Below are 2,951 nucleotides of genomic sequence, written 5' to 3' on the forward strand. Positions count from 1 at the left end.
ACCCGCGCGGGGCCCCCCACTGGGGGGGCCCCGTGGACCCCCCCCTACACTACGCGTCTATTTCCCCCCCCCCCCCCCCCCCCCCCCCCCGCGGGGGGGGGGGGGCCCCGCGCCCCCCCCGCCTCCCGTCTGCTTGTGGCTGGGTTTAGGACTCGATCTCGCCCTGCGGGGCGTCCGTCGCCTCGACGGCGGCAGCCCCGGCGAGTACCTCCTCGCGGCCCGGCTGACGCCCGGTCTCGAACTGGAACTTGCCGTCGGTGAAGTCGACCTTCACGTGGTCACCGGCGTTGAGCTCACCCTGCAGGATGTGCTCGGACAGCTGGTCCTCGACCTCGTGCTGCATCGCGCGGCGGAGCGGGCGTGCACCGAGGGACGGGTCGAACCCGACCTTGATGAGCTGCTCCTTGGCGGCGAGCGTGAGCTCCACCGTCATGTCGCGGTCGAGCAGACGGTCGGCGAGGCGCTTCACGAACAGGTCCACGATCTGCAGCAGCTCCGGCTGCGACAGCTGCGGGAACACGATCGTGTCGTCGACGCGGTTGAGGAACTCCGGCTTGAAGTGCTTCTTGAGCTCCTCGTTGACCTTGCCGCGCATGCGGTCGTAGCCGACGGCCGAGTCACCCTCGACCTGGAAGCCCACCGGGCCCCCGGCGATGCCCTGCGAACCGAGGTTCGTGGTCATGATGATGACGGTGTTCTTGAAGTCGACCACGCGGCCCTGACCATCGGTCAGACGACCCTCTTCGAGGACCTGCAGCAGCGAGTTGAAGATGTCCGGGTGGGCCTTCTCGATCTCGTCGAACAGGACCACGGAGAACGGCTTGCGGCGCACCTTCTCGGTGAGCTGGCCGCCCTCCTCGAACCCGACGAACCCGGGAGGAGCACCGAACAGGCGGGACACGGTGTGCTTCTCGCCGAACTCCGACATGTCGAGGGAGATCAGTGCACCCTCGTCGTCGAAGAGGAACTCCGCGAGCGCCTTGGCGAGCTCGGTCTTGCCGACGCCCGTGGGGCCGGCGAAGATGAACGAGCCCGAGGGGCGGTTCGGGTCCTTGAGGCCGGCGCGGGTGCGGCGGATGGTCTTGGACAGGGCCGAGATGGCCTCTTCCTGACCGATGACGCGCTCGTGCAGTGCCTTCTCCATGAAGACGAGACGCGAGGTCTCCTCCTCGGTGAGCTTGAACACCGGGATGCCCGTGGCCTGCGCCAGGACCTCGGCGATGATGCCCTCGTCGACGGTGCCGGAGGCGGCGACGTCACCCGCGCGCCACTGCTTCTCGAGGCGGAGACGCTCGCCGAGGAGCTTCTTCTCCTCGTCGCGCAGGCTCGCGGCCTTCTCGAAGTCCTGCTCCTCGATCGCGGCTTCCTTCTGCCCGCGGACCGCCGAGATCTTCTCGTCGAACTCGCGGAGCTCCGGCGGCGCCGACAGGATCGACAGACGCAGGCGGGCGCCGGCCTCGTCGATCAGGTCGATGGCCTTGTCCGGCAGGAAGCGGTCTTGCACGTAGCGGTCCGCCAGGTTCGCCGCGGCGACGATCGCACCGTCGGTGATGGACACCTTGTGGAACGCCTCGTACTTGTCGCGGAGGCCCTTGAGGATGTTGATCGCGTGCGGCAGCGACGGCTCGTTGACCTGCACCGGCTGGAAGCGACGCTCGAGTGCGGCGTCCTTCTCGAAGTGCTTGCGGTACTCGTCGAGCGTGGTGGCACCGATGGTCTGGAGCTCACCGCGGGCGAGGAGCGGCTTGAGGATCGACGCGGCGTCGATCGCGCCCTCGGCAGCACCGGCACCCACGAGGGTGTGGATCTCGTCGATGAAGACGATGATGTCGCCGCGGGTGCGGATCTCCTTCGTGACCTTCTTGAGGCGCTCCTCGAAGTCACCGCGGTAGCGGGACCCGGCGATGAGCGACCCGAGGTCGAGCGAGTAGAGCTGCTTGTCCTTCAGCGTCTCGGGCACGTCGCCCTTGACGATCGCCTGGGCGAGGCCCTCGACGACGGCGGTCTTGCCGACGCCGGGCTCACCGATCAGGACGGGGTTGTTCTTGGAGCGACGGGAGAGGATCTGCATGACCCGCTCCATCTCCTTCTCGCGCCCGATGACCGGGTCGAGCTTGCCGTCGCGCGCGGCCTGGGTGAGGTTGCGACCGAACTGGTCGAGGACCTGCGAACCCTGCTGCGCGTTCTGCTGCTGCTCGCCGCCGACGGCGACCGCTTCCTTGCCCTGGTAGCCGGACAGGAGCTGGATGACCTGCTGGCGGACGCGGTTGAGGTCCGCGCCGAGCTTGACGAGCACCTGGGCTGCGACGCCCTCGCCCTCGCGGATGAGGCCGAGGAGGATGTGCTCGGTGCCGATGTAGTTGTGGCCGAGCTGCAGCGCCTCGCGCAGGGACAGCTCGAGCACTTTCTTGGCGCGCGGCGTGAACGGGATGTGCCCGGTCGGCTGCTGCTGGCCCTGCCCGATGATGTCCTGGACCTGCTCGCGGACGGCATCGAGCGAGATGCCGAGCGACTCCAGCGCCTTGGCGGCGACGCCCTCGCCCTCGTGGATGAGGCCGAGGAGGATGTGCTCGGTGCCGATGTAGTTGTGGTTGAGCATCTTCGCTTCTTCTTGAGCGAGGACGACAACACGACGGGCTCGGTCGGTGAATCTCTCGAACATGTGCTCTCCCTTGCCGGGCTCGTGGAAGTCCGGTGACGTACATCGAGAGTAACCAGCGCTCACCCCGGTGGCTGCCCCTGTTCGCCGTGGGCGTGACCTCGCTGCGGGATGTGCGCTGCGAGCGGACAGGCAGGGCTGACGGAACAGCGGACTGGAGGCGCGGGGGGGGGCCCCCCCCCCCCCCCCCCCCCCCCCCCCGGGGGGGGGGGGGACCCCCCCCGCCCCCCCCGCCCCCCCCCCCCCCCCCCCCCCCCCGCGGGGCCCGGGGTATAAGCAACCACCACCCCAC

The 2,951-nt window shown here is 69.2% G+C and carries 1 protein-coding gene; it reads right to left on the reverse strand.

What is annotated here, in order from left to right; genetic code table 11:
* Positions 1–145: 145 nt before the first annotated feature.
* A complete protein-coding gene (locus tag ABIC61_RS18590; RefSeq protein ID WP_144756818.1) occupies positions 146–2,662 on the reverse strand; it encodes an ATP-dependent Clp protease ATP-binding subunit in 2,517 nt (838 codons plus the stop codon).
* Between the last annotated feature and the right edge of the window lie 289 nt (positions 2,663–2,951).

The sequence above is a fragment of the Curtobacterium sp. 1544 genome, assembly GCF_040544915.1.
Taxonomy (GTDB): domain Bacteria; phylum Actinomycetota; class Actinomycetes; order Actinomycetales; family Microbacteriaceae; genus Curtobacterium; species Curtobacterium pusillum_C.